Below are 24,276 nucleotides of genomic sequence, written 5' to 3'. Positions count from 1 at the left end.
AACTCAGCGCTCGTCCTCGATGTACCGGGGGCGGGCGATCAGCATGCCCGCACCGGTCTGCACCGCGAGGGCGACCAGCAGGAAGCCGACCGGTGCCAGCCATCCGCCGGTGGTCTCGTAGAGGACCCCGACCAGCAGCGGCCCCAACGCCGCGATGACGTACCCGGTGCTCTGCGCGAAGGCCGACAGCGCCACCGTTCCGTCGGCGGTGCGGGCGCGCAGCCCGATGGTGGTCAGGATGAGCGGGAACGCACCCTGACCGAACGCCAGCAGCACCACCCAGAGCACCGCGCCGTCGCGCGGCGCGAACGCCAGCCCCAGGTACGCCAGGCTGGAGGCCGCGGTCAACGCGAAGATCAGCGGACGCAGGGTGCCCAACCGGCCGGCCAGCGCCGGCATCAGCAGCGCGATCGGCACCCCGAGCGCGGTGACTCCGGCGAGCAGCAGCCCGGCGTCCTGCGGGCGGAAACCCGCGTCCCGGAACAACTGGGCCAGCCAGCCCATGATCGCGTACCCGCTGAGCGACTGCGCCCCGAAGTACACCGCCATCGCCCAGCCGAGCCGGGTGCGCCCCGGTCGGATCACCAGGCGGGCCCCGGTCGCCGCACCCCGGGTAGCCCGCCGGGCCGCAGCCCGGCTGCGCAGCGCCGCCGGCAGCCACGGGAGTACGGCCACCGCCGCCAGCCCCGCCCAGACGCCCAACCCCGCCCGCCACGAACCGAAGGCGTGCGCCACCGGCACCGCGGCGGCGGCAGCCACCGTCGTACCCACCGTCAACGCCATCGTGTACGCCCCGGTGACCAGCCCGGTGCGGTGCGGGAAGTGCTGCTTGACCAGCATCGGCAGCAGGATGTTCGCCACCGCGATGCCGGCCAGCGCGAGCGCGCTGGTGAGCAGGAACACCACGGCTGAGCCGGTGACCGCCCGCAGCAACTGACCGGTGGCGAGGGCGAGCATCCCGAACACCAGCAGCCGGGCCGGGGAGAACCGGCGGACCAGCCACGGGGTGGCCGCCCCGAGCCCGGCGAAGGCGATTGTGGGCAGGGTGGTGATGAAGCCGGCCATCGTGCCGGAGAGCGCGAGCCCGACGCGCACCTCGTCGAGCAGCGCGCCGAGGCTGGTCACGGCGGCGCGCAGGTTCAGCGCCACCAGCAGCATCCCGGCCAGCACCAACAGCCCGCCGGTGGCACCGGAGGTGCCGCTCCGGACCGTCGTGCCGAGGGCGGCGGCCGGGTCGGGCGCGACCGGTCCGGGTTCGTCGGTGGCGGCCGGGGTCACCGCGGGTGACGGCCCGCCGACGGTGGTTGTCGGGGACGCGGAGGTGCCGGCGGGTGACGGGGGCATGACCTCGAACCTACAATCATGGGATGAATTCGTGCGAGAGGTTGTAACCAGTGCCACCGCCGATTGATTCCGCTGCCGTCCCGCCCCGGGGTCAACGGATACGAGAGACGATCGCGCAGCTGCGGCAGCGGATCATGGCTGGTGAATGGCCCGTGGGCAGCCGGATCCCGACCGAGCCGCAACTGGTCGAGGCGCTCGGCGTCGGACGCAACACGGTGCGCGAGGCGGTACGGGCCCTCGCGCACGCTGGTGTGCTGGAGTGCCGGCAGGGCTCCGGCACCTACGTCGTCTCCACCGACGAGTTGGCCCCGGTGGTGGCCCGCCGGCTCAGCGAGGACCGGACGGCCGAGGTGGTCGAGGTGCGCCACGCCTTCGAGGTGGCGGCGGCACGGCTGGCCGCGCGGCGGCGTACGGATGAGGATCTGGCGGCGCTCGACGAGGCGCTCGCCGCCCGCGAGGCGGCCTGGCGCGGCGGCCGGGTCGCCGAGTTCGTGGCCGCCGACGCGGCACTGCACAGCGCGGTGGTCGCGGCGGCACACAACAGCATGCTCGCCGAGCTGTACGCCTCGATCGGCGCCGCGGTCCGCAGCACCGTCGCCGAGGCGATGGGCGACGCGCTGACCCCGGAGCGGCACGTCGACCACGCTCGGCTGGTGGCGGCGATCCGGGCCGGCGATGCCGAGCGGGCCGCCCGGGAGGCCGGCGCTTTTCTGGAGTCCGCGCCCGAGGCATAGGTTGTCCGCGACGGAAACCCGGAGACCTCAGGAGTACGGATGCTCAAGGGCTTCAAAGACTTCATCATGCGCGGCAACGTCGTCGACCTGGCGGTCGGCATCGTCATCGGTGCCGCCTTCACCGGCCTGGTCACCTCCTTCACCAGCTCGTTCCTTCAGCCGATCATCAACCTGATCGGTCAGGGCCCCGCCGGTGACGGAGCCCAGTTCTCGCTGGGGACCAACAACCCGGTCACCTGGGGAGCGTTCCTCAACGCGCTGATCACGTTCCTGCTCACCGCCGCCGCGCTCTACTTCCTGGTGGTGTACCCGATGAACAAGCTCGCCGAGCGGCGTCGGCGGGGTGAGGAGCCGCCGCCGGCCGCGCCGAGCGAGGAGATCAAACTGCTCACCGAGATCCGGGACGCGCTCGTCGCCGCCGGCCGGACCACCCCCGGGCAGCAGCGCGGCGCGCTGGACGAGGTGCTCGGCCGCCGGGAGGAACCGCCCACCCAGCGCTGAACCGGGACACCTGCACACCGGCCCCTGCGGGAATCCCGCAGGGGCCGCACAAAGTCGAACACCTGTTCGATAGAGTCCCGCCATGGAGCAGCGAAAGCACTGGTGGAACGGGAAATGGGGGCGCCTGGCCCGACGCGACGTCTTCCTCCGCGTGGACGCCGACCGGTGGTACGTCGAGCAACGCGCCGGCGGTGCCGAGGGCGCCTCCCGGTTCTACGAGTACGACACCCTCGACGAGGCCGAGGAGACCATCCGCGCCCTGCTCCACCCCGCCGATCCCTGGCGCGAACTCTCCCCCCGCCCGCCATCCCCCTGACCCATCCCCGCCCTGCCCCCTCCGGGGTGAGGGCGGGTGCGGGTGGGTGAGGTTTGGGGGGAGGTGGGAGGGGGAACCGCGCGGGAATGGAACAGCAGGGCATCGATCAGCGAGCGGTCGTATCGAAGGTCACCACCGGGATGCGGGTGGTGGACTCCGCCGGCATCGACGTGGGCACGGTGGACCTCGTCCAGCGCGGCGACCCCAACGCGGTGACCGTGCAGGCACCGACCGCCGACCCCGGCAGCAGCCTGGACGAGCTGATCGAGTCCGCGGCCACCGAGGAGCCGGACGTGCCGGCGGACCTGGCCGCCCGACTGCTGCGTACCGGCTATCTCAAGGTCTCCACCGAGTTGGTCCCCACCGGCGCCGTCTACGTGCCGGCCGACCAGATCGCCACCGTCACCGACGGCGAGGTCCTCCTCGACGCCCTGACCACCGATCTACCCGCCGAGATCTGACCCCCACTGGTCATCGCAAACTGCTCATCGCAAGCACGCTTGTCCCCCGTACGAGCTACCCGCAAGTGTCCACCGCACGGTGACGATTCCCGGCCCGCGAATCCATAGCGTTCCAGGTGATCACGGCGCTCCTGCCGGTCACCTCTCGAAGGAATCCTCATGCGTGTGTTGAAGCAGATCCTGGCCGTCGCGGTGGTCAGCCTCGTCGGCAACCGGGCCGTCGTGGCGGTGCAGGGCGACCCCTGGCTCACCCTGGCCATCGGGATGGCGACCGCCGTGGCCGCGGTCCTCGCGTACGAGTGGGTGGTGCGCCGCACCGAAGGGCGTGCGGTCACCGAGTTGGCCCGGGACGGGGCCGGTGCCCGGATCGTCCGGGGGACGGTGATCGGATTCGCCATGTTCGCCGCCGTCATCGTCAACATCGCCTTCATGGGCGGCTACCACGTACACGGTTCGGGCTCGATGTCCGGCATGGCGGGGCTGTTCGGGTTCATGGCCGCCGCAGCCGTGACCGAGGAGTTGCTCTACCGGGGCCTGCTGTTCCGCCTCGTCGAGGAACGCCTCGGGACCTGGCTCGCGCTGCTGCTGTCCGGCACGCTGTTCGGCCTGATGCACCTGCTCAACCCGGACGCCAGCCTGTGGGGCGCGACCGCCATCGCGATCCAGGCGGGCTTCATGCTCGCCGCCTGCTACGCCGCCACCCGCAACCTGTGGGTGCCGATCGGGCTGCACTTCGGCTGGAACTTCGCCGCCGCCGGCATCTTCGGCGTCGTGGTCTCCGGCAACGGCGAGTCGAAGGGGCTGCTGGACGCCACGACGTCGGGCCCGACGCTGCTCAGCGGCGGTGACTTCGGGCCGGAGGGCAGCCTGTACGCGGTGGCGGCGGGCCTGGTGCTGACCGTGGTGTTCCTGTGGCAGGCCCACCGTCGCGGTCGCATCGTGCCGCGTCGCCGCGTGGTCGACGCCCCGGCGGCGAGCGTTACCGTCTCCTGATGGTCAACCTGCGGACGTTCCCGGACTTGTGGCGGCGCTGGCCCGTCACGGTCCGGGATCTCCCGTTGGCGCTGCTGATCGCCCTCGCCTCCGCGGTGCCGGCGTTGCAGGACCGCGGTACGCAGCTCGGCGACCTGCCCGGCCGTCCGTTCGACGCGCTGGCCGTGGTGGCGATCACCCTGGAGTGCCTCCCGCTCGCCATCCGCCGGCGCTGGCCGGCGATCTCCCTCGCCCTGGTGTCGCTCGGCTTCACCATCGACCAGTTGCGCGCCTACCACACGGTCGCGGGCGCCGCGCTTGCCGTCGCGCTGCTGAGCGCCGGCGCCTACCTGGAACGTGGCCGGCGCACCACCATGGTCGTGGGCTCCGCCGCGTACGTGGCGCTGGCCGTCGCCCTCGACCGGCAGGGCTCGACCGAGGGCGTGAGCGGTTTCCTCACGTTCTACCTGGCGTTGGCCCTCGCCTGGGGTGCCGGGGCCTGGCTGCGGCAGAGCCGGATCGCCGAGGCCGAGCGTCGCCACCGGGTCGCCGCGACCGCCCGCGCCGCCGAACGCTCCCGCATCGCCGGTGAGCTGCACGACGTCGTGACCCACCACGTGACGGCGATGGTCGTGCAGGCCGAGGCGGCGCGCTACCTGACCGCCGCCCCGGACCGCCTCGACACCACCCTCACCGCCATCACCGACACCGGCCGGCGGGCCATCGCCGACCTGCGGATCCTGCTGGACCTGCTCAACCCCGACCACAGCGCCGAGCCGCGTACGCCCGCCGTCGGCGAGTTGCCCGCCCTGGTCGAGCAGACCCGGCAGGCCGGGCAGCCGGTGGAGTTCAGCCAGGAGGGCAGCCCGGCGGAGATGACCGGCGGCGCTGAGGTCGCCGCCTACCGGGTCGTGCAGGAGGCGCTGACGAACGCCCTGAAGTATGCCCACGGCAGCCGCACCGCCGTGCACGTGCGGCACGGGGAAAGTGAGATCACGGTGGAGATCAGCACCGACGGCTCGGACGCATCCGCTTCGAGCCCGGGCGGGAGCGGACGCGGCCTGGCCGGGCTGCGCGAACGCGTCACCGTGCTCGGCGGCGAGTTCAGCGCGGAACGCCGGGAGGGTGCCGGATTCGTCGTGCGGGCCCGCATCCCCACCGGCAGCGTGTCGTGACCGCGCCGATCCGGGTGCTGGTCTGCGACGACCAGCCGCTGATCCGTACCGGCTTCGCGACGATCATCGGCGCGCAGCCCGACCTGGAGGTGGTGGGCGAGTGCGGGGACGGGCGCGCGGCGGTCGACCTCGCCGGCCGGCTGCGCCCGGACGTGGTGGTGATGGACGTACGGATGCCGGTGCTCGACGGCATCAAGGCGACCCGCCTGCTCGCCGGGGTCGGGGTGGAGCAGCCGGTCAAGGTGCTCGTGGTGACGACGTTCAACCTCGACGAGTACGTCTACGAGGCGCTGCGCGCCGGGGCGAGCGGGTTCCTGCTCAAGGACGCCCCACCGGCGCAACTGCTGCACGGCATCCGCACCGTCGCCAGCGGTGCCGCGCTGCTGGCGCCCGAGGTGACCCGGCAACTCGTCGGCAGGTACGCGGCCCGCATCCGGCCCGCCGAGGGCACGCCCGACGAGGTGGGACTGACCCCGCGCGAGTTGGAGGTGCTGCGCCTGATCGCCGACGGCCTCTCCAACGCCGAGATCGCGGCCCGGCTGGTGATCAGTCAGGAGACCGTCAAGACGTACGTGTCGCGCATCCTCACCAAGCTCGACCTGCGCGACCGCGTGCAGGCGGTGGTGTACGCGTACCGCTCCGGCCTGGTGACGTGAGTGCCGGTGCTACCTTCGGGCCTCTTCTTCGCGCGGGGTGGGCACGGTGGCCGGGGTGTCGGCTGGACGCCTGCTGCGGGAGCGGAAGAGCAGGAGCATCAGGCAGCCGGCGATCAGGCCCCAGAAGGCACCGCCGATGCCGACAAGCGAGACGCCGGAGGCGGTGACCACCAGGGTGACCACCGCGGCCTCCCGGGCCTCGGGTTCGGCCAGCGCCGAGGTCAGCGCGGTGGCCAGCGCGCCGAGCAGGGCGAGGCCGGCGACCGCCTCGATCAGCACCGGCGGCGCCCAGCCGACCAGGGTGGTCACCGCACCGGCGCCCAGCCCGAGCAGCGCCAGCCCCGCCCCGGCGGTGACCGAGGCGATCCAGCGGCGGTCCGGATCGGGGTGCGCGTCCGGCCCGGCGGCCAGCGCGGCACTGATCGCGGCCAGGTTGACCGCGTGTCCGCCGGCCGGAGCGGTGGCCAGGGTGGCCAGCCCGGTGGTCCGCAGCACCGAGCCGAGCGGCGGCCGGTAGCCGTAGCCGACCAGCAGGGCGGTACCGGGCACGTTCTGCGCGGCCATGGTCACCAGGAACAGCGGTAGCGCCAGGCCGACCAGGGCCGAGAGACTCCACTGCGGCGCGGTCACCTCGACCACCGGGCGGAGTCCGCCGGTGCCGCCCGCCGGGGCGGTCAGCGCGATCGCCACCACCGCCACCACCAGCGCACCGGGCACCGCCCACCGCCGGGCGAAGCGGTGCAGCAGCAGCCAGGAGAGCACCACCGGCGCGGCCAGCGCAGGCACCTCGACGAGCGCGCGGACCGGCGCGGTACAGAGCGGCAGCAGCACTCCGGCGAGCATCGCGCCGGCGACCGGTTTGGGGATCGCCGCGACCGCCCGCCCCAGCGCCGGAAAGAGCCCGGCGGCCACGATGAGCGCTCCCGAGACGAGGAACGCCCCGACCGCGACCGGCCAACCACCGGGAACCGGCCCGGTGGCGACCAGCAGCGCCGCGCCCGGCGTGGACCAGGCCACGCTCAACGGCAGCCGGTGCCGCAGCCCCAGCCAGGCGGCACAGAGCCCGGAGGCGACGCAGAGCACGAGCAGCCCGGAGGCGGCCTGACGCTCGGTGGCCCCGACCGCCCGCAGTCCGGCCAGCACCACGGTGAACGAGCTGGCGAACCCGACAAGCGCGGTCACCACCCCGGCCAGCACCGGTTGTACCCGTCCCGCCATCTCCCACCCCGATCGTTCCGTTTACGGAACAGCAGCATGTAGCACCATAGCGGGGTGTCCCAACCACCAGCAGACCCCGACCCCACGGCGGTCGGTCGACGGGTCCGTGCCCTGCGCGAGGCGCGAGGCATCTCGCTCTCCGCGTTGGCCCGACAGGCCCAGGTGGGCAAGGCGACCCTCTCCGGGTTGGAGAACGGCAGCCGCAACCCCACCCTGGAGACCCTGTACGCGGTCACCGCGCAGCTCGGCGTACCGCTGACCGCCGTGCTCTCCGGGCCGACGGCCGAACCGACCGTCCGCGGCGCGGCGGTCAGCGCCACCCTGCTTGAGGTCTTCGACGACGCGGACGCCACCTACGAGCTGTACCGGATGCGGGTCGCACCCGGCCCCGGCCAGCTCTCCCCCGCCCACCAGGCCGGCGTCACCGAGCACGTGACGGTCTTCGCCGGGGTGCTGCGGGCCGGACCGGCCGACGCACCGCTGACCGCCGCCGCCGGTGGACACCTCCGCTGGACCTCCGACGTGCCCCACGTGTACGCCGCCGTCGGCGACGAAGAGGTAGCCGCCAGCCTCCTCCTCCGCTACCCAAGGCAGGGATGAAAGGAAGGGCCCCCTATTAACGCCTGGTGTATAGGAAGGGCCCCTTGTTAACAGCGCGAGGCAGGAAGAGCCGGCCGTGCCGGTTACGCCTCCGGCTCCTCGGCGAGGTGCGGACGGTTCCGCCTGATCCATTCCTCGACGTCCGCGATCCGCCAGACGGCACCCATGCCCAGCACGTCGTATGGCTCCGGGAAGTCCGCACGGTCGATGATCTCGCCCGCACGCTGCCTGCTGACGCCTAGGCGTCGGGCGATCTCACCGCGCCCGTACAGGTGCGTTGGCATGCGCGCAGGGTAGCCACACCAGGCCCGGCCGGCGATTGGGCGGGCAGTGCTTATGCATCAGCGGGCTTCGGCTAGTCGCCGCCTTCGCTGTCCGTGAGGTCGCTCCGATGCTCGGCAATCCACCGCTCGACGTCTTCGGCCAGCCACACGCGGCCCTGTTCGAGTTCGGCGGCCGGCTCGGGGAACGAGCGACGCATGGTCAACTCGTAGACACGCTGCCGGCTGATGCCACCGAGCCGCACCCGAATCTCATGCGTACCCATCAGTCGGAGCTTTGCCACGTTCTGACGTTAGGCACGCGGGTACCAGTCGCGCGTCAAGCCTGACGCGAGACAACCCGTCATGAGTACTTGACGCGCGACCGGAACAAGGCGAGGCTAAGGAGGGCGATCGGGAAGGCTCGAGTCCCCGAGGACGCCGCCAAGTCCCGCGTAGACGGAGGTCGGCCCATGCCTGAGCAGAGACCCGTGAACGCAGCACCCCGTACCCGATGGCACCCCCGAACGCCGGGACAGACCTGCGGCCCGCGTGCCGACGGCACGCCTCGGGTCGAGTCTGGCGTGTATCTGCTGACCCGGAGGGCGTCGGTCCAGTTCCGCCAATCGATCACTGTCCGCGTGATCCGCGAGCGTACGGAGCGGCGCACGTACCACGGATGGACGTGGGTCGACTGTTACGTGCTCGACGCGCGGGGCGACGCCATCGCCCGCCGCGAGCTGTTCGTGATGCCGGCCGGGCTGCAACCCGTCGTAGACCGGGCCAGCCGCCGCACGAAGGTCCCCCGCAACGCCGCGCGGGCTGCGCGGTGACCCGCCGACCGCACGTTCGGGACCATGTCGCGGTCCGCCCGACGTGGCGCTGTTCGGCGTGTGGCGCGTCGTGGCCGTGCTCTCCCGCGAAGTTGCTGCTACTGGCGCAGTACCACGGCAACATGCCGGGGCTGCTGGTCTATCTGGTGACGTTGCGCGAGGAGGCCGCCGAGCAACTCGCCGAGCTGGGCTCGGGCACGCCGCTGGCTAGTCTGCACAAACGGTTCACGGACTGGGTGCCGGTCCGCCGCTCGACGTAGCCACCTGACGCCGGCTGGCCGGCGCTGGTCAGTGGTCGGCGGGGGTGGGTGCCGCGCGGCGCTGCCGGACCGCCCAGAGCGCCACCTCGGTACGCGAGGCCGAGCCGGTCTTGCGTAGCAGGTTGGACACGTGCACGGTGACGGTACGCACCGAGATGCCGAGGGCCCGGGCCACCTGCTTGTTGGACATCCCGGCGACCAGGCAGTCGAGCACCTCGACCTCCCGGCCGGTCAACTCGGCCCACCCGCCGCCCGCCGAAAGCGAGGGATCGGGCGAAGACGAGCGGACGGCCGGCGGCAAGGACGGGGACGAAGACAAGGGCGCGGACGAGGACGACGGCAAGGGCGACGACGAAGAGGAGGGCAGCGGCGGCGGGGCGAGCAGCGCCTCCGGGGGCTGGCCGGCGTGCGCGGCGAGCAGTTCGGTGAGCGCGTACGGGTTGCCGCCGGTGTGCTGCCAGACCCGGTGCACCAGGCGGGCGCAGGGCGCTGGGTCGGCGTACACCTGGGTCAGCACCTCGGCGACCTCGGCCTGGCGCAGCGGGCCGAGATGCTGGCGCACGGCGCCGCGTACCCCGCAGAGGCGGGCCAGGGTGCGGCCGGTGAGTTCCGGCGCGACCGCGTGCGCCGCCGGCCGGGTCGCCACCATCAGCAGGGCCGAGAGCCCGGCGGCGGTGGCCAGCTCGCCGACCAGGTTGAGGCTGGCCGGGTCGAGCGCGTGCAGATCCTCCACCACAAGCACCGCCGGGCCCGCACCCACAAGCATCCGGACGGTACGCACGGCCAGCCGGAGCAGCGTGCCGGGTGCGTAGCGCTCGCGCGGCGCGGTGGGGTGCTGGGCCAGCCAGGCCAATGCGTCCGCCGGCAGATCGAGCCGGCCGGTGTCGCGTCCGCTCAACACGGCGGCCAACCAGTCGTACGGCGCGGGGCTGTGTAGTCGGGCGGCCCCGCTGAGTATCACCTCGGGGCGCGGGGTGAAGCCGTCCAGCGCGGCGGCGACCAGCAGGCTCTTGCCCACGCCGACGCCTCCGGTGACCACGGCGACAGCCGGCGACCGGCGGCGATTACCGACCACGGTGGACCAGGCCCGGTCCAGCTCGGCCAGCTCACCGGCGCGCCCGACCATGGACACCGGCAACATTCCCCCACCCTACGTAGTAGTGCGTAGAGACGCGGCGAGGGTCTTCTTGGCAAGCTTGTCCCATGACGCTGATCCTCCGCTCGGCCATCCTCAACGACATCGGCCTGGTTCGCACCAACAACGAGGACTCGGCGCTTGCCGGCGACCGTCTCGTCGCGGTGGCCGACGGCATGGGTGGGCTGCCCGCCGGAGAGGTGGCCAGCGAGATCGTCATCCGGATCCTCGACGAGTTGATCCCGCCGACGGACCCGGACGCCGCCGCCGACGCGCTGCGTGCCGTGGTGAGCACGGCCAACCAGCGCATCCACGCCGCGATAGCGGCCGACCCGGCCCGCGACGGCATGGGTACGACGCTGACCGCGGCGCTGCTCGCCGGGGACAAGCTGATCCTCACCCAGGTTGGCGACTCCCGCTGCTACCTGCTCCGCGAGGGCCGGCTGCGCCAGTTGACCCGGGACGACACCTTCGTGCAGGCGCTTGTCGACCAGGGGGCGCTCACCCCGGAACAGGCCCGGCACCATCCGCAGCGCTCGTTGGTGACCCGAGCGGTGCAGGGCAACGACGCGCCGCCGACGATGGGAGTGGTCACCGTGGCGGTCGGGGACCGGCTGCTGCTGTGCAGCGACGGGCTTTCCGACTACGTGCCGGATGACGCCATCGCCGCCACGCTGAGCCTGCACGGCGACCGTCAGCAGTGTGGCGAGCAGTTGGTGAAGCTGGCTCATCAGGCCGGCGCACCGGACAACGTCACCGTCGTGATCTCCGACGTCGTGGCCGGCTGAGCCGGCTCGGCGGGGCCAGCTGAGCCGCTCGGCCGGGGCGGGAGCCGCTCGGCCGGGGCGGGAGCCGCTCGGCCGGGGCTGAGAGCGATTCGAGCCGGATTTTGAGGAGCTGCCGACCCAACTAGGTAGTTGTGCCATCTAGATAGCGCCGCTAGGGTTCGGCGGGTGGATTCCGACCGTCGCGGGCAGTGGCTGCGTGGAGTGCTCGACCTCTGCGTACTCGGGCTGCTGCACGAGGGTGAGTCCTACGGCTACCAGCTGGCCCAGTCGCTCGAAGCCGCAGGCGTCGGGCCGATCCAGGGCGGCACGCTCTACCCGGTGCTGTTGCGACTGCAACGCACCGGCCTGGTCACCGCGCAGTGGCGGGCCGGCGGGTCGGGTCCGGCCCGCAAGTACTACCAGCTCACCGACGACGGGCGGGCGGCACTGCGACACGGCGGCAACGCCTGGTTGGCGTTCGTGGCGCCGGTGACCGGCATCGTCACGAAGGGGGTCGACGGGTGAACGCCGACGAGTGGCTACGGGCCTTCGGGGCCGAGCTGTACCAGCGCCGGGTGGCGGCCGACGCCGCCCGACATGTGGTCGCCGAGGCCGCCACGCACCTGCGTGAGGGCGGGGGCGACCCGTGGCTGGTCTTCGGCCCGCCGCAGGCGTACGCCGCCGCGATCGTGGAGAGCATCGGCACCGCGCCCGGCCCGCGCCCCGGCCCGGTCCGGCTGCACGCCAAGGGCATCACCAAGCGGTACGGCCGACGCACGGTGCTCCGGGACGCGACGCTTACCGTACGTGCCGGGCAGATCGCCGCCGTGGTCGGCGCCAACGGCTGCGGCAAGAGCACCTTCCTGCGCATCTGTGCCGGGTTGATCTCACCCGACGCCGGTGCGGTGACCGTCTCGGGTCGGCTCGGTTACTGCCCGCAGCAGGGCGGCACCGTCGACTTTCTGCTGCCCGACGAACACTTCGTGCTGGTCGGTGCCGGGCAGGGGATGGCGCGGGGACCGGCCCGACGCGCGGGTCGGGCGGCGGCCCAGCAACTTGGCTGGGAGCCCGATCGGGACGTACTCGCCCGGCACCTCTCCGGCGGTACGCGGCAGAAGCTGAACCTGACCATGTCCACCCTCGCCGCGCCGGACGTGCTGCTGCTGGACGAGCCGTACCAGGGCTTCGACCAGGGCAGCTACGTCAACCTCTGGGATCAGTTGATCCGGTTGCGCGACGAGGGTCGGGCCATCGTGGTGGTGACCCACCTGCTCAACCAGCTCGACCGGGTCGACGTGGTGCTCGACCTGACCCCCGCCCAGTCGGGCGGTCGCACTTCCGCCCAGCATGGAGGCCGTTCATGAACCGGCTGGTCACCGTGGCCGAGATGACGCTGCGGGAGCTGGCGCGCCGTCGGGGCGTACTGCTGCTTCTGCTCTTGATGCCGTTGGTCTTCTGGCTGATTCGGCGGGACTCCTACGTCGGGCAGTCGGTTCGTGCGCTGTTGCTCGGCATCAGCTGGGCGGTGAGCACCGCCGCGCTCTTCGCCACCAGCGCCGCTCGCGAGTTGGAACCCCGGCTGCGGCTCGCCGGTTACCGCCCGCACCACCTCTACCTCGGGCGGATGCTCGGCCTGTGGGCGCTCGGGCTGGCCGTCTCGGTGCCGTTCTTCCTGCTCACCGTCTTCGACGCGGCCAACCTGCGGTACGGCGGGATCGCCGTGGCGATGCTCTGCTGCGTGGCGGTGGCCGCGCCGTTCGGCATGCTGATCGGCACCCTGCTTCCCCGCGAGTTGGAGGGGACCCTGCTGCTGCTCACCGTGGTCGCCATGCAGATGCTGCTCGACCCGGCCAGCTCCGGGGCGAGGCTGACGCCGTTCTGGTCCAGCCGGGAGATCGCCACCTGGGCGGTGGACCACACCGACGGCGGTTACCTGAGTCGGGGCATCCTGCACGCGGTGGTGGTCACCGCGCTGATGATCGTGACGGTCGCCGGGGTGTTCGGCGTCCGGCTGCGCCGCCGCCGGCACCTGCACCACGCCCCTCTCGTCTGACCAGCGATGGTGCTCGCTCCGGCGGCGAATGGCTTCTAGCATCACGGGGTGCGTCTGAGATCCGTCATCACCCTCGGTGTCGCCGTCACCGTGCTGGCCGGCTGCGGCGGCCCCTCGGTGCCCCGCGCCGACCCGCGCAGCGGCCAGGCGCCGTACGTCAGTGGCACCGAGGCACCGCTCGCGGAGGGCGAGCAGCCGCCGACCGCAGCGCCGCAGGGCGAGCTGCCGCAGAGCGGCGCCGCCACCCCGTCGGGCCGAAGCGGTCTCGGCAGCGCGCCGAGCAGCGCCAGCCCGGGGCGACCAGCGGCGTCGGCCGGTGCAGCGGGCGGCAACTCGGCCGGTAGAGCCGCCGTGCCGGCTGCGGCGCGGGCGGTCGACACCTCGAAGCCGACCCGCACCGTCGGCACCGGCACGCCGGCCAGTTGCACCTCGGCGGCGGTGGTCCGGGCGGTGGCGGCCGGCGGGATCATCACCTTCGACTGCGGCCCCGACCCGGTGACCATCGAGATGGCGGCGACCGCCAAGGTACGCAACGCCAACGGTCCGCGGGTGGTGCTCGACGGCGGCGGCAAGGTCACCCTCAGCGGGCAGGGCCGCCGGCGCATCCTCTACATGAACACCTGTGACCCGCTCCAGGGGTGGACCACCTCGCACTGCAACAACCAGGACCATCCGCAACTGACCGTGCAGAATCTCGGCTTCGCCAACGGTGACGCCACCGGCCAGCGGACCGACGGCGGCGGCGGTGGCGCGATCTTCGTCCGGGGCGGCCGGCTCAAGGTGGTCAACTCGCACTTCGCCGACAACCGCTGCGACCGCACCGGCCCGGACCTCGGCGGTGCGGCCATCCGGGTGCTCGACCAGCACGACAACCAGCCGGTGTACGTGGTGAACAGCACCTTCACCGGCGGTTCGTGCGCCAACGGTGGCGCGCTGAGCAGCATCGGCGTCTCCTGGGAGGTGCTCAACAGCGCGTTCCGGGGCAACGCGGCGGTCGGCAACGGCGCCAATCCGGCCAAGCCCGGCACCCCGGGTGGCGGCAGCGGCGGCGCGATCTACTGCGACGGCAACGAGTTCTCGGTACGCATCGCCGGCACGACCATCGAGGGCAACGACGCGAAGGAGGGCGGCGGGGCGATCTTCTTCGTCAGCAACAACCGCACCGGCACCCTGCGCATCGAAGGGTCGACGGTGCGCCGCAACCCCAGCCACGGCTTCGAGACCGACGGTTTCCCCGGCATCTTCTTCCTCGGCGCCGGTAAGCCGGTCGTCACCGGCAGCACGCTCCGCTGAGGAGTCAGTAGGGGTTGCCCTGGCCGGCCGGGCGGGCCTTGAGCAGGGCGGCGGGGCGGCCGGGGAGGGTGGGCGTCGTCGAGAGCGGCGGGCTGGGGGTGCCGGCGCGGTCGGCCATGCCGGCCAGGAGTTCCTTCAGGGCGGTGGTCGCGTCGACGCTCGGCTGCCAGCCCAGCTCGGTCGCGGCCCGCTCGCTGGACATCAGCGGCACGTTCAGCGCCAGCTCCACCCAGCCGCCGTCGACCGGCTGCAACCGGGCCCGCCAGGTCAACGCAGCGGCCGCGCGCAGCACCGGGGCGGCCACCGGCACCGTCCAGCCGTGGAAGTGCCGGGCCACCAGCTCCGGGGTCAGCACCGGGTCCGCGGCGACGTTGAAGGCGCCGCGGGCGTCACCAAGCACCGCCCGGGCGTACGCATCAGCGACGTCGTCCGCGTGCACCGCCTGCATCCGCAGTCGCCGGTTCGCGGGCACCAGCGGCAGCCGACCGAAGCGCAGCAGGCGCACCGGCACCAGCGGCCCGAGGAAGTAACGGCTGATCTCGGTGCCGGCCTCCCGTTGGAAGATCAGCCCGGGGCGCAGCCGCACCACCCGCAGCGCCGGGTGGGTCCGCTCGATCCCGTCGAGCATCTCCTCCACCGCCGCCTTGTCCCGGCTGTACGACGAGGCGGCCACCCCGGTCGCCGGCCAGCGCTCGCTGATCGGCAGGTTCTTCGGGCCGGGCGCGTACGTGCCGACCGACGAGGCGTACACCAGGGCCGGTACCCGGGCGCGCAGTACCGCGTCGACCACCGCCCGGCTGCCGCCCACGTTTGTCCGGTGCAGCTGGCGCTGGTCGTGGCTGGGCTGGATCTGCCAGGCCAGGTGCACCACCGCGTCGGCACCGGCGAAGACCCCGGTGAGTTCGTCCGCCGCACCCGGCGACCCGATGTCGCAGGAGTGCCAGCGCAGCCCGTCGTAAGGCGCACCGGACCCCGCGTGCGGCAGCCGGCGCGCCACGCCGACGACCTGGACGTCGCGCTCCCGCCGCAACCGGCGAAGCAGCGCGGTGCCGACGTTCCCGCTCGCCCCCACCACCACGATCCGCATGACCGGTCCGTACCCGGTCAGCCGCGCTCCAAGCATGCCGGCGTGCCGCAGCCGGGGACGCGGCGGTGCCCGCTCAGGCCCGTCACACCGGTGGTCAGTGGGTGAGCAGGGCGCCGATCAGGCAGCCGAAGGCGGCGACCGAGCTGAGCGTACGGACCAGGTTCCAGCGCACCCAGGTGTCCTCGAAGCCCCGCCGGACGGCCGCCAGGTCGGTGATCTGGTCGACCGGACCGGCGGCGTCCAGCTGGTTGTTCAGCGGTACGTTGCATCGGCCGGTCACGCCAAGCGTGACCAGGTGGCAGAGCAGCCCGGCGAGGAGCCACCAGAACACCGCGCCGGCACCGGCGTACCCGATGACGGCCACCGCGACCAGCAGCGGCCCACCCAGGAACACCGACAGGAACCAACCGTTGATGATCTTCCGGTTGATCGACTGCATGGTGCCGACAAGCGTCCGGTCGTCGGTCGCGGCCAGCCCCGGCATGACCGAGCAGGCGTACGCGAAGAAGAGCCCGGCCACCAGCCCGGTGGTGAGAGTGGCTCCGGTCAGAACGGCGATGCGGATCGGTTCCGGCACGCTGCACCTCCCCCTGTGGCGTTGCCGAATGCTCCGATCCTGCCATCCGCCGTCACTCGAACGGGTAGCGGACGCCGAGGGCGGCGCGGGCCTGGTCGATCACCTCCAGGGTGGCGACGCTGTCGTCGAGGGGCAGCAGGGGGCTCTCGATCAGGCCCTCGGCGACGCAGCGGGCCACCTCGTCCACCTCGAACTGGAAACCGTTGCGAGCGGTGCCGTCGAAGGTGTGCACCTTTCCGGCCCGCGTCTCGAGGCGGAGGATCGTCGGACGCAGGAACGGGCCGTCGAAGGTGATCCGGCCGTCGGTGCCCAGGATCTGCGCGCTGATCGCGCTCAGCCCCCACAGTGACGTGTGCACACTCGACTGTGCCCGCTCGCCGTGGCGCATCGCCAGGGTGACCTGGCCGTCGACGCCGGTAGTGGTGAGCGTGCCGACGGCGGCGAGCTGGGCGGGTCGACCGAGCAGATCCTGGACCAGCGCCAGCGGGTAGACCCCCAGGTCGAGCAGGGCACCGCCGGCCAGTTCCGGGTTGTAGAGGCGGTGGGCCGGGTCGAGGGGAAAGTGCTGGGAGTGTTCGGCGTGCACGTGGACCAGCTCGCCGATGTCACCCGCAGCGACAAGCGAGCGCAGTTCGATCATGTGCGGCAGGAAGCGCGTCCACATCGCCTCCATCGCGAAGACGCCCGCCTCCGAGGCGGCCTTCGCCAGGGTCCGCGCCTGCTCGGCGTTGACCGCGATCGGCTTCTCGATCAGCACCGGCTTGCCGGCCTCGATGGCGAGCAGCGCGTGTGCCAGGTGGTGCACGTGCGGCGTGGCGACGTACACCGCCTGCACCCGGGGGTCCTCGACCAGTTCCCGGTAGCTGCCGTGGGCGGCGGGAATGCCCTGCTGCGTCGCGAAGGCGGTGGCCTTCTCCAGGTTGCGGGAGCCGACCGCGACGACCTCGGAGCTGGTGTGCTTGGTGACGGCGTTTACGAATTTGCCGGCGATGAAGCCGGCACCGATGATGCCCCAGCCGAGTCCGGGTGCGGTGGTCATCGTGCCTCCAGGGGTTCAGTTGTTGAGCGACAGCCCGCCGTCGACGGTGACGATCTCCCCCGTAACGTAGTCGGCCTCGATCAGTGCGAGCACCATGGCGGCCACGTCGGCGGGGGTGCCGATCCGAGCCAGCGGGGCCAGTTCCAGGACCTCCCGGGTCCGGTCCGACCAGCCGCGCGTCCAGGGGGTGTCGATCAGACCGGGCGCGACCGCGTTCACCCGGATGTCCGGGCCGAGCGCCTTTGCCAGGGTGCGGGTGAGCTGGTTGAGGGCTGCTTTCGAGACCGAGTACGGCAGGCTGCTGCCGGTGACCCGGATGCCGGCCATCGAGGAGATGTTCACCACCGCCCCGATCGGTGACGCGCGCAGGTAGGGCGCGGCGGCCTTCACCGTGTTCCAGGCACCGATCACGTTGACGCCGAGGATCCGGTTCCAGTCCTCCACGGTGATCCCGTCGAGGTCGTGGTGCGGGACGTTCTTGGTGGCACCGGCGCTGTTGACCACGATGTCGAGGCGACCGTAGCGTTCGGCGATCGTCGCGATCATCGCGGTCACGGCGGACTCGTCGGCCACGTCGCCGGCCAGGTGCAGGGCGGGCTCGACCGGCTCGGCCGGCACCGTACGGGAGTTGACGACGACCTGCGCGCCCGCTGCCGCGAGCCGCTCGGCGATGCCCTGACCGATGCCGGACATCGCACCGGTGACCAGGGCGACCGCGCCCGCCAGCCGGCTCACCGCTGTTCTCCCGTCCGGCCGCCGGAGCGGTCTCCAGGCGGGCCGCCGGAGCGATCCCCGAGCGGGCCGGCGGAGCGGTCTCCAGGCGGGCCGGCGGAGCGGTCCCCGGCAAGGGTGAAGGAGCGGCGCAGCTTGCCGGCGGAGTTGCGCGGCAGCGCGTCGGTGACCACGAAGCGGGCCGGGCGCTTGTACCTGGCGAGCCGGGTGGCGCAGAGGTCGGCGAGTTCGTCGGCGAGTCGCGGCTCGGCATCGGCCTCGACGTACGCGACCAGGCTCTGGCCCAGCCGGTCGCTGTGTGCGCCGCGCACCACCACCTCCCGCACCGCCGGGTGCTCGCGCAGGACGAGTTCCACCTCGACCGGGTAGACGTTCTGCCCGCCGACCACGATCATGTCGTCGGCCCGCCCGGCCAGGATCAGGCAGCCGTCGGCGTCGATCCGGCCGAGATCGCCGGAGGACTCCCAGGCGGAGGCGTTCGACTCGTACGCGGAGACGCCCCCGCCCAGCGGGATGGCGTACGGCCGGCCACTCTTCTGCACCCGGCCGATCTGGCCGTCCGGCACCGGTCGGCCGTCCGCATCGACGATCCGCACCGCAGCACCAAGCGTCGGCAGGCCGACCAGCCCTTCGCGCGGGTCGCCGGGGCGGTGCTCCAGCCAGGTCACCCAGCCCAGCTCGGTGGAGCCGTAGTACTCGATGAGCCGTGCGCCGCCGCCGGTCAGGACCCGCTCGCGCAGTCCGACCTCAAGCGGCGCGCCCGCGCAGACCAGCAGGCCGAGTGCGGAAAGTGACGCCTCCTGCCGGTACAGGTCGTGCACCATCGTCGGCACCACCGCCGTCCAGGTCGGGGTGCCGCCGCTGAGCCATGCCACGGCCGCAGCCGGGTCGTACCGCTCGATCAGCGCCACCGTCCCGCCGGACGCGAGTTGGCCGACGGCGTGGCTGAAGCCGATGCCGTGCGCGATCGGCGAGAGGGAGACGTGGACCGGGTACGCCGACCAACCCCACTCGTAGGCGTTGAGCAGCGAGTTGGTGAGCAGTCGCTCGTGCGAGACGGCGAAGAGTCGGGGGGTGCCGGTGCTGCCACCGGTGGTGGAGACCCAGCAGGTCGAGTCGGCCCTCGGCGGCACCGGGTCGGCCGGCAGGCGCACCGGGTCGGCCGGCAGGCGCACCGGGTCGGCCGGCAGGCGCGCGTCGGCACTGCGCATCCGGTCGGTGGGCGGCGGGGCGAGTTGGAAGCGGCGCCCGGTGGCCTCGGTCAGCCGGGCCGCGCGCTCGGCGCCGACCGCAGGAGTCACCACGCAGGCGGCGGCGTCGGCCTTGTCCACCAGGGCGGCGACCTCGGCGTCGGTGAGCGCCGGACTGAGCGGCATCAGGGCGGCGCCCAACCACCCGGCGGCGACCAGGTACTCGAAGACCACCGTCTCGTTGAAGCAGACGATCGCCACGATGCCGCCGCCGGTCACACCCAGGTCGACAAGCTCGTCGATCCGGCCGGTGCCCCGGTCGTGCAGCTCGGCGAAGGTGACCGGATCGCGGCCGAGCAGCGCGGGCCGGTGCGTGGTACGCGCGGACGACGCGAGGGCGGCGACGACGCCGGGAATAGTGATCATGAGCCGGCCTCCGACGGATGGGCGACGAAGCGCGTCACGCAGTCCGCGACGCAGCACGGTTTCTCCGACCCCTCGGCGCGCATGGTGACCCGGGTGGTGACCATGGTGAAGCCGGTCTCCGGGCGTACCTGCCGGACCTCGGCCGTCGCGGACAGCAGCGAACCGCTGGTGACCGCCGCTGGGAAGCGGACCCGTTCCAGGCCGTAGTTGATCGCCAGCGCGGCGTCATCGACGGCCAGCAGCTCGCCGAAGAAGTGGGAGAGCAGCGACAGAGTGAGAAAACCGTGACCGATGGTGGTGCCGAACGGGCCGACGGCGGCCCGTACCGGGTCGACATGGATCCACTGGTCGTCAAGCGTGCAGTGGGCGAACCTGTCGATCCGGTCCTGGTCGACCAGGACCGGCGCGGTGGGTCCGAGTTGCCGCCCCACCAGGGTCGGCAACTCGGCCATCGGCACCCGCGTGGTCACTTGAAGTACCCGTTCACGGTCCAGCCGCCGTCCACCACGATCGCCTGGCCGGTCGTGTAACCGGCCTGGTCGGAGAGGAGGAAGAGCACCGCGCCCACCACGTCGGCGGGTTGCCCGAACCGGCCCAGCGGCGCCCGAGCCGCGATGGCGTCGACGTCGAGCACGCCGCGCTCGATCAGGTCGCCGGTGAGGTCGGTACGGATGTAGCCGGGCGCGACCGCGTTCACCCGGATGCCGAGCGGACCCCAGTCGTTGGCCAGCGCCCGGGTCAGGCCGAGCACCGCCGACTTGGAGGCGATGTACGCCGCCCGTTGCGGCTGGCCGGTGAAGGAGGTCATCGAGGCGATCGACACGATGCTGCCGCCGCCCTGCTTCGCCATCACCCGGGCAGCCGCCTGCGAGCAGGCGAACAGACCTGTCACGTTGACGTCGAGGATGCGGGCGAAGTCGGCCAGGTCGTACTCAAGTGTCGGGCCCACCTTGCTGATCCCGGCGTTGTTGACCAGGCCGTCGATCCGGCCCCACGCGGCGACCACCCGGTCGAAGGCGGCGGCGACGGTCGCCGGCTCGGCCAGGTCCACCGGTACGCCGAGCGTCTGCTCGCCGTCACCCGGGTCAGGGTCCCGGGCCAGCACGCAGACCCGGGCCCCGACGTCGAGCAGTCCCTGTGCGATGGCCGCGCCGATGCCCCGGGTCCCCCCGGTGACGACGTACACCCGGCCGGCGAGCGAGGACGGCGCGGTCATCTAGAAGATCCTGCCGTTGAGGAAGGCACCGTCCGGGTCGATCTCACGGATCGCCGTCAGTTCCGCCTCGGTCGGCTCGGTCGTGGTGGGCACCTCGTCCGGCCAGATCAGCTCGAAGCCGGTCTCCTCGACGAGCTGCTCCCTGGTCACGCCGGGGTGCAGGGAGACCACGCGCATCAGCTTCGACTCCGGGTGGAAGTCGAGGACCGCCAGGTCGGTGAAGACCTTGGCCGGGCCGCCGCCGATCAGACCCAGCCGCTCCCGGTGCCCCGGGCCGTCGCCGTAGCCGAAGGCCGACCGGTAGTCGACCTTCTCCACGAAGGTACGCCGGGCGTGCGGCAGGATGATGATCGTACGCTTGGCGTTTGCCGCGTGGTCCGGCTGCGCGATGCCGCCGACCAGCCGTACCTTCGGCTTCCGGTAGTCGCCGATCGCCACGCTGTTCAGGTTGCCGTACTTGTCGATCTGCGCGCCGGAGATGAAGCCGACGCTCATCTTGCCGCGCTTGAACCCGTCCAGGCAGGTCTCCACCGGCAGGTTCGCCGACGCCGGCCAGGTGAGCAGGTTGCGGTCCTCGAAGCAGCGCGGCGCGTTCTCGATGTCCGGCTCCAGGGCCACGCCGTACTGGGCGATGAAGTCGATGCCGCGCCGGTGCGCCAGGGCGACCGCGACCGAGGGGATGCCGACCGCGAAGGCGAAGGACCGCCCGCCGGTGCCGAGGCCGATGAAGCCGAGCCCGCCGTCCTCCAGTTCGGCCGAGACCCGGGCGCTGAGCAGCTCCTCGATGGTGCAGTTCATGCGCGCTCAGCTCCCTTGACGTTCGAGGTGCGGGTGGCGGTGGTGAGCAGGCCGGCCACGCCGACCTTGTCGAGGTACTCCCAGTGGTCGCCGACCGAGGTGACCCGGTCCTCCAGGTACGCCTCGAAGGTCTCGGCGGACCGGGACGCCTCGTAGTAGCGGCGCAGCTCGTCCTGGTCGTACCCGTACCGGGCGTCGCAGCAGCAGGGGTGCGCGCCGAACGGGGCGTGCACCACCGCGGTCACGTACTCGCGCGGCAGGAACGTCCGGCGCGGGTTGGACCGGATGTGGTCGGTGCTGACGATCTCCTCGACCGAGACGATTACCTGCTTGGCGGCCCGGCCGATGAAGGGGTCGACCGTGTTGTCGCCCCAGTTGGCCTCGTCCAGCTGGACGTTGCCGTGCACGTCGGCGGCGTGCGCGTGCAGGATCGCGAAGTCCGGCTCCACACCGCGCACCGCCGCGTACGTCTGACCGGTGAACGGCGAGGTGATCTCGACCAGCCCGTCGTTGTAGGTCATCAGGTCGGTGCCGAGCGGGGTGCGGTTGGGCAGGAAGTCGACGCCGAGCGCGGTGGCCCGGAACATGTCGATCGCCGTGGTCTCGGAGTGGTCGATCGTCTCGACCGCGCCGGACTCGACGCCCCGGCGCAGGTTGCGCGCCAGGCCGAGCGGGCCCATGCCGACGTAGGACGTCTCGATCACCCGGGCCACCCCGGCACCGATCAGCATGTCGAAGTCGATGCCGTTGTTCCAGCCGAGCAGGTGCAGGTTGCGCTTGCGCTGGCGGATGAGCTCCCGGACCAGGGCCATCGGGTGGCGGCGCAGGGTGTGGCCGCCGATCGCGACGGTCGCGCCGTCGGGAATGCCGGAAACCGCCTCTTGCACACTGATGAGGCGCTCCGGGATGCGTGATCCGGGCACGGATCCTCCTTCTCGGGTACGGGTCACAGGTAGACGCCGTCGGGGTCGATGCGGGTACGTAGGATGTCGAGTTCGTCCGCGGTGGGCGCGACGGTTTCGTGCAGGTCGGGAGAGACGGTCAGCTCGAAGGCGGTGGCCGCGCGGACGTCGTCAAGCGAGACACCGGGATGCACCGACTCGACGACCATCTCGCAGGTCTGCGGGTCGAAGCCGAACACGCACAGGTCGGTGACGACGCCGATCGGGCCGCCGCCGGGCAGTCCGGCCCGCTCGCGGGCACCGGGGCCGGTCAGGTACCCGGGGGTGGTGAGGTAGTCGACGGTCTCCACGAAGGTGCGGCGGTTGTGCCGGGTGACGATCAGGTGCTGTCGGGCACAGCTGGCGATGTCGTTGGCGCCGCCGCTGCCCGGCAGCCGGGTGGACGGCTTCTGGTACGACCCGATCGCGGTGGTGTTGATGTTGCCGAACCGGTCGACCTGGGCGCAGCCGAGCACCCCCAGGTCGACCCGGCCGCCGTGCAGCATCAGCAGGCTGTCCAGCATGCCGCTGACCCGGCGGGCGGTGGAGACGAGCCGTGGGTCGCCGACCGCCTTGGCGATGCTGCGCGGTCGCGGGTCCAGCACGCCGGACTCGAACATCAGCGCCACGTTCGGCGCGTGCGTCGCCTTGGCCAGGTACGCGGCCACCATCGGCAGCCCGGTACCGATGAAGACGGTGTCGCCGTCGGCGATGTAGCGGCCGGTGGCCACCGTCATGATCTCGTCCTTGGAGCAGGTCACTTCGTCCCCCTGGCGATCTTCAGGGCCGGGTCGACGCGCAGGCTGAACAGGCGTCGGCTGCCGAGCGCGTTCAGGTACGACGCATGGTCGGCGTGGCCGAACAGGTGCTCGGCGAAGTAGTCCACAAGCGCCTGGCGGGAGCGGGACGCCTCGTAGTAGGTGGACATCGCGGCCGAATCCTCGTCGTACTCGTCGTACATGCCGCCCGGATGCGCGCCGTACGGCGTGTGCACCACCGCGTCCACGAAGATGCCGGGCACGGTGACCACCTGGTTCGCCGCGGTGATCTCGTCGGCCGAGACGATCCGCTCGGCGGTGACCACCACCTTGCGGGCGGCCCGCACCTGGGCGTCGATCACCGAGATGGCACCGGACACGATGCCGTTGCCCTGCTCGTCGGCCTGGTTGACGTGGATCACGGCGACGTCTGGACGCAGGGCCGCCACCGCACCGACCTCGTTGTCGGTGAACGGTGAGCGGACCTGCGCGTACTTGGGGGCCACGCCGGTCTGCACGGCGACCAGGTCGCTGCCGGCCATCGACCGCACCGGCAGGAACGGCACGTTCCAGGCACCGGCCAGCAGCCGCAGGGAGAGCGCCAGGTGGCTGTGGTCGTCGACCGCCACCTCGCCCTCCTCGACCGCGCGGCTGATCGCCCGGCACCGGCCGAGGCCCTCGAACATCAGGTTGGACAGGTTGATCCGGGACACCCGGCCGTTGGCCACCAGAAACTCCGCCGGCCAGCACTCCGCGATGGCGTGCAGGGTGAGGTCGTCGGTGCCCTGGCGGATCAGCTCCCGGACGAAGGCCAGCGGGTGCCCGGCATGACCGAAGCCGCTGAAGCTCAGACTCGAACCGGGCTGGACGAGCCGGACCGCCTCGGTGAGGGTGGTCAGCTTGCTTGTCGCTCTCATCGCTCGCCTTTCACTGT

At 72.2% G+C, this 24,276-nt stretch carries 31 protein-coding genes; 15 read left to right on the top strand and 16 right to left on the bottom strand.

What is annotated here, in order from left to right:
* Positions 1-3 precede the first annotated feature (3 nt).
* Positions 4-1,344, bottom strand: coding sequence for an MFS transporter (locus tag QQG74_RS01465; RefSeq protein ID WP_341718498.1), 1,341 nt, complete (start codon positions 1,342-1,344; stop codon positions 4-6).
* A gap of 50 nt (positions 1,345-1,394) precedes the next feature.
* On the opposite strand from QQG74_RS01465, the gene QQG74_RS01460 reads away from it, so the two are divergent.
* From QQG74_RS01460 to QQG74_RS01430, 7 genes are all read left to right on the top strand, one after another.
* Complete coding sequence (locus tag QQG74_RS01460; protein WP_341718497.1) at positions 1,395-2,078, top strand: FCD domain-containing protein; 684 nt, start codon at positions 1,395-1,397, stop codon at positions 2,076-2,078.
* 39 nt (positions 2,079-2,117) lie between these two features.
* Complete coding sequence (gene mscL / locus QQG74_RS01455; protein WP_341718496.1) at positions 2,118-2,579, top strand: large conductance mechanosensitive channel protein MscL; 462 nt, start codon at positions 2,118-2,120, stop codon at positions 2,577-2,579.
* An 82-nt stretch (positions 2,580-2,661) separates the two neighbouring features.
* Positions 2,662-2,895, top strand: coding sequence for a hypothetical protein (locus QQG74_RS01450; protein ID WP_341718495.1), 234 nt, complete (start codon positions 2,662-2,664; stop codon positions 2,893-2,895).
* A gap of 101 nt (positions 2,896-2,996) precedes the next feature.
* Positions 2,997-3,356, top strand: coding sequence for a hypothetical protein (locus QQG74_RS01445; protein WP_341721100.1), 360 nt, complete (start codon positions 2,997-2,999; stop codon positions 3,354-3,356).
* A 159-nt stretch (positions 3,357-3,515) separates the two neighbouring features.
* A complete protein-coding gene (locus tag QQG74_RS01440; RefSeq protein ID WP_341718494.1) occupies positions 3,516-4,349 on the top strand; it encodes a CPBP family intramembrane glutamic endopeptidase in 834 nt (277 codons plus the stop codon).
* Positions 4,349-5,503 carry a histidine kinase gene (locus QQG74_RS01435; protein ID WP_341718493.1) on the top strand — a complete coding sequence of 385 codons (1,155 nt, stop codon included), beginning with the start codon at positions 4,349-4,351 and terminating at the stop codon, positions 5,501-5,503. The genes QQG74_RS01440 and QQG74_RS01435 overlap by 1 nt, the downstream gene beginning before the upstream one ends.
* Positions 5,500-6,159, top strand: a complete 660-nt coding sequence (locus QQG74_RS01430; protein WP_341718492.1) for a response regulator transcription factor — start codon at positions 5,500-5,502, stop codon at positions 6,157-6,159. The genes QQG74_RS01435 and QQG74_RS01430 overlap by 4 nt, the downstream gene beginning before the upstream one ends.
* Positions 6,160-6,168: 9 nt before the next feature.
* Here the strand turns inward: QQG74_RS01430 and QQG74_RS01425 are convergent, their stop codons facing one another.
* The gene (locus QQG74_RS01425) at positions 6,169-7,377 is read right to left on the bottom strand and encodes a benzoate/H(+) symporter BenE family transporter (protein WP_341718491.1); all 1,209 of its coding nucleotides are present in this window, start codon (positions 7,375-7,377) and stop codon (positions 6,169-6,171) included.
* A 54-nt stretch (positions 7,378-7,431) separates the two neighbouring features.
* On the opposite strand from QQG74_RS01425, the gene QQG74_RS01420 reads away from it, so the two are divergent.
* On the top strand, positions 7,432-7,977 hold the full coding sequence (locus tag QQG74_RS01420; RefSeq protein WP_341718490.1) for an XRE family transcriptional regulator: 546 nt from the start codon (positions 7,432-7,434) through the stop codon (positions 7,975-7,977).
* Positions 7,978-8,060: 83 nt separating this feature from the next.
* Here QQG74_RS01420 and QQG74_RS01415 read toward each other — a convergent pair whose 3' ends face one another.
* On the bottom strand, positions 8,061-8,261 hold the full coding sequence (locus QQG74_RS01415) for a DNA-binding protein (RefSeq protein ID WP_341718489.1): 201 nt from the start codon (positions 8,259-8,261) through the stop codon (positions 8,061-8,063).
* Between the two features lie 71 nt (positions 8,262-8,332).
* Complete coding sequence (locus tag QQG74_RS01410) at positions 8,333-8,524, bottom strand: DNA-binding protein (protein ID WP_341721099.1); 192 nt, start codon at positions 8,522-8,524, stop codon at positions 8,333-8,335.
* A gap of 297 nt (positions 8,525-8,821) precedes the next feature.
* Here QQG74_RS01410 and QQG74_RS01405 point away from each other — a divergent pair, with 297 nt between their 5' ends.
* Positions 8,822-9,070: a hypothetical protein gene (locus QQG74_RS01405; protein ID WP_341718488.1), complete on the top strand. Its 249-nt coding sequence runs from the start codon at positions 8,822-8,824 to the stop codon at positions 9,068-9,070.
* Between the two features lie 92 nt (positions 9,071-9,162).
* Positions 9,163-9,330 (top strand): hypothetical protein, encoded by a 168-nt coding sequence (locus QQG74_RS01400; RefSeq protein ID WP_341718487.1) that lies wholly within the window; start codon positions 9,163-9,165, stop codon positions 9,328-9,330.
* A 28-nt stretch (positions 9,331-9,358) separates the two neighbouring features.
* Here the strand turns inward: QQG74_RS01400 and QQG74_RS01395 are convergent, their stop codons facing one another.
* The gene (locus QQG74_RS01395) at positions 9,359-10,471 is read right to left on the bottom strand and encodes a LuxR C-terminal-related transcriptional regulator (RefSeq protein ID WP_341718486.1); all 1,113 of its coding nucleotides are present in this window, start codon (positions 10,469-10,471) and stop codon (positions 9,359-9,361) included.
* 62 nt (positions 10,472-10,533) lie between these two features.
* On the opposite strand from QQG74_RS01395, the gene QQG74_RS01390 reads away from it, so the two are divergent.
* The 5 genes from QQG74_RS01390 (at position 10,534) to QQG74_RS01370 (ending at position 14,578) form a co-directional block, all read left to right on the top strand.
* Entirely contained in the window at positions 10,534-11,253 is a 720-nt protein-coding gene (locus QQG74_RS01390) for a PP2C family serine/threonine-protein phosphatase (RefSeq protein ID WP_341718485.1), read from the top strand.
* Positions 11,254-11,418: 165 nt separating this feature from the next.
* On the top strand, positions 11,419-11,757 hold the full coding sequence (locus QQG74_RS01385) for a PadR family transcriptional regulator (RefSeq protein WP_341718484.1): 339 nt from the start codon (positions 11,419-11,421) through the stop codon (positions 11,755-11,757).
* Entirely contained in the window at positions 11,754-12,596 is an 843-nt protein-coding gene (locus QQG74_RS01380; RefSeq protein ID WP_341718483.1) for an ATP-binding cassette domain-containing protein, read from the top strand. The genes QQG74_RS01385 and QQG74_RS01380 overlap by 4 nt, the downstream gene beginning before the upstream one ends.
* Positions 12,593-13,285, top strand: coding sequence for an ABC transporter permease (locus QQG74_RS01375; RefSeq protein WP_341718482.1), 693 nt, complete (start codon positions 12,593-12,595; stop codon positions 13,283-13,285). Before QQG74_RS01380 ends, QQG74_RS01375 begins: the two co-directional genes overlap by 4 nt.
* Before the next feature lie 222 nt (positions 13,286-13,507).
* Complete coding sequence (locus tag QQG74_RS01370; protein WP_341721098.1) at positions 13,508-14,578, top strand: hypothetical protein; 1,071 nt, start codon at positions 13,508-13,510, stop codon at positions 14,576-14,578.
* 4 nt (positions 14,579-14,582) lie between these two features.
* Here QQG74_RS01370 and QQG74_RS01365 read toward each other — a convergent pair whose 3' ends face one another.
* The 11 genes from QQG74_RS01365 to QQG74_RS01315 form a co-directional block, all read right to left on the bottom strand.
* The gene (locus QQG74_RS01365) at positions 14,583-15,665 is read right to left on the bottom strand and encodes an NAD-dependent epimerase/dehydratase family protein (protein ID WP_341718481.1); all 1,083 of its coding nucleotides are present in this window, start codon (positions 15,663-15,665) and stop codon (positions 14,583-14,585) included.
* Positions 15,666-15,759: 94 nt separating this feature from the next.
* Complete coding sequence (locus QQG74_RS01360) at positions 15,760-16,242, bottom strand: anthrone oxygenase family protein (RefSeq protein WP_341718480.1); 483 nt, start codon at positions 16,240-16,242, stop codon at positions 15,760-15,762.
* 52 nt (positions 16,243-16,294) lie between these two features.
* The gene (locus QQG74_RS01355) at positions 16,295-17,281 is read right to left on the bottom strand and encodes a Gfo/Idh/MocA family oxidoreductase (RefSeq protein ID WP_341718479.1); all 987 of its coding nucleotides are present in this window, start codon (positions 17,279-17,281) and stop codon (positions 16,295-16,297) included.
* A 15-nt stretch (positions 17,282-17,296) separates the two neighbouring features.
* Entirely contained in the window at positions 17,297-18,016 is a 720-nt protein-coding gene (locus QQG74_RS01350) for an SDR family oxidoreductase (protein ID WP_341718478.1), read from the bottom strand.
* Positions 18,013-19,629, bottom strand: coding sequence for a class I adenylate-forming enzyme family protein (locus tag QQG74_RS01345; protein WP_341718477.1), 1,617 nt, complete (start codon positions 19,627-19,629; stop codon positions 18,013-18,015). Before QQG74_RS01345 ends, QQG74_RS01350 begins: the two co-directional genes overlap by 4 nt.
* A complete protein-coding gene (locus tag QQG74_RS01340) occupies positions 19,626-20,099 on the bottom strand; it encodes a MaoC family dehydratase (protein ID WP_341718476.1) in 474 nt (157 codons plus the stop codon). The genes QQG74_RS01345 and QQG74_RS01340 overlap by 4 nt, the downstream gene beginning before the upstream one ends.
* Positions 20,096-20,845, bottom strand: a complete 750-nt coding sequence (locus QQG74_RS01335; protein WP_341718475.1) for a 3-oxoacyl-ACP reductase family protein — start codon at positions 20,843-20,845, stop codon at positions 20,096-20,098. Before QQG74_RS01335 ends, QQG74_RS01340 begins: the two co-directional genes overlap by 4 nt.
* Positions 20,846-21,643, bottom strand: a complete 798-nt coding sequence (locus tag QQG74_RS01330) for a CoA-transferase (RefSeq protein ID WP_341718474.1) — start codon at positions 21,641-21,643, stop codon at positions 20,846-20,848.
* A complete protein-coding gene (locus QQG74_RS01325) occupies positions 21,640-22,566 on the bottom strand; it encodes a CoA-transferase (protein ID WP_341718473.1) in 927 nt (308 codons plus the stop codon). Before QQG74_RS01325 ends, QQG74_RS01330 begins: the two co-directional genes overlap by 4 nt.
* A gap of 23 nt (positions 22,567-22,589) precedes the next feature.
* A complete protein-coding gene (locus QQG74_RS01320) occupies positions 22,590-23,345 on the bottom strand; it encodes a CoA-transferase (protein ID WP_341718472.1) in 756 nt (251 codons plus the stop codon).
* Entirely contained in the window at positions 23,342-24,259 is a 918-nt protein-coding gene (locus QQG74_RS01315; protein ID WP_341718471.1) for a CoA-transferase, read from the bottom strand. Before QQG74_RS01315 ends, QQG74_RS01320 begins: the two co-directional genes overlap by 4 nt.
* Between the last annotated feature and the right edge of the window lie 17 nt (positions 24,260-24,276).

It is taken from the genome of Micromonospora sp. FIMYZ51 (genome assembly GCF_038246755.1).
Taxonomy (GTDB): domain Bacteria; phylum Actinomycetota; class Actinomycetes; order Mycobacteriales; family Micromonosporaceae; genus Micromonospora.
This window is presented reverse-complemented; position numbering and strand designations above follow the sequence as displayed.

Coding starts and splice junctions, on each gene's coding strand:
- QQG74_RS01465 (WP_341718498.1), bottom strand. CDS start 1,344: ATGCCCCCGTCACCCGCCGGCACCTCCGCGTCCCCGACAACCACCGTC.
- mscL (WP_341718496.1), top strand. CDS start 2,118: ATGCTCAAGGGCTTCAAAGACTTCATCATGCGCGGCAACGTCGTCGAC.
- QQG74_RS01450 (WP_341718495.1), top strand. CDS start 2,662: ATGGAGCAGCGAAAGCACTGGTGGAACGGGAAATGGGGGCGCCTGGCC.
- QQG74_RS01440 (WP_341718494.1), top strand. CDS start 3,516: ATGCGTGTGTTGAAGCAGATCCTGGCCGTCGCGGTGGTCAGCCTCGTC.
- QQG74_RS01435 (WP_341718493.1), top strand. CDS start 4,349: ATGGTCAACCTGCGGACGTTCCCGGACTTGTGGCGGCGCTGGCCCGTC.
- QQG74_RS01425 (WP_341718491.1), bottom strand. CDS start 7,377: ATGGCGGGACGGGTACAACCGGTGCTGGCCGGGGTGGTGACCGCGCTT.
- QQG74_RS01415 (WP_341718489.1), bottom strand. CDS start 8,261: ATGCCAACGCACCTGTACGGGCGCGGTGAGATCGCCCGACGCCTAGGC.
- QQG74_RS01410 (WP_341721099.1), bottom strand. CDS start 8,524: ATGGGTACGCATGAGATTCGGGTGCGGCTCGGTGGCATCAGCCGGCAG.
- QQG74_RS01395 (WP_341718486.1), bottom strand. CDS start 10,471: ATGTTGCCGGTGTCCATGGTCGGGCGCGCCGGTGAGCTGGCCGAGCTG.
- QQG74_RS01390 (WP_341718485.1), top strand. CDS start 10,534: ATGACGCTGATCCTCCGCTCGGCCATCCTCAACGACATCGGCCTGGTT.
- QQG74_RS01375 (WP_341718482.1), top strand. CDS start 12,593: ATGAACCGGCTGGTCACCGTGGCCGAGATGACGCTGCGGGAGCTGGCG.
- QQG74_RS01365 (WP_341718481.1), bottom strand. CDS start 15,665: ATGCGGATCGTGGTGGTGGGGGCGAGCGGGAACGTCGGCACCGCGCTG.
- QQG74_RS01355 (WP_341718479.1), bottom strand. CDS start 17,281: ATGACCACCGCACCCGGACTCGGCTGGGGCATCATCGGTGCCGGCTTC.
- QQG74_RS01345 (WP_341718477.1), bottom strand. CDS start 19,629: ATGATCACTATTCCCGGCGTCGTCGCCGCCCTCGCGTCGTCCGCGCGT.
- QQG74_RS01335 (WP_341718475.1), bottom strand. CDS start 20,845: ATGACCGCGCCGTCCTCGCTCGCCGGCCGGGTGTACGTCGTCACCGGG.
- QQG74_RS01330 (WP_341718474.1), bottom strand. CDS start 21,643: ATGAACTGCACCATCGAGGAGCTGCTCAGCGCCCGGGTCTCGGCCGAA.
- QQG74_RS01315 (WP_341718471.1), bottom strand. CDS start 24,259: ATGAGAGCGACAAGCAAGCTGACCACCCTCACCGAGGCGGTCCGGCTC.